The following is a 296-nucleotide window of genomic DNA, read 5'->3' on the forward strand; positions in this document are numbered from 1 at the left end:
GATGTTAAAAAGTATCACATTCGCTCAAAACTTTACTTAAGTAATGTTTCCAAGTCATTGAGAAACGAAGGCTTTCACGACAAGAAAGTACTAACCGATGGGTTACTGCCGCTTAATCTTGAGCATGATTCAGTGGCTGAACGAAACGCCGAGCGCGAGAAACAAAGCATTGCTCGTTATATCAAGGCGATAAAACACATCAAAGGTTGTTCTGCGAAAGACAATAACTGTTCATGGGACGAACACTGGACCATGATCAGGGTAAAAGAACAACCGCTTAAATATCTCCAGGACCA

The 296-nt window shown here is 41.6% G+C and carries 1 pseudogene; it reads left to right on the forward strand.

Annotated features, from left to right (window positions below):
* A pseudogene (locus CWC11_RS23170) lies at nt 1–296 on the forward strand (hypothetical protein); the annotation flags it as partial.

The sequence above is a fragment of the Pseudoalteromonas sp. S3178 genome (assembly GCF_005886985.1).
Lineage (GTDB): Bacteria > Pseudomonadota > Gammaproteobacteria > Enterobacterales > Alteromonadaceae > Pseudoalteromonas > Pseudoalteromonas carrageenovora.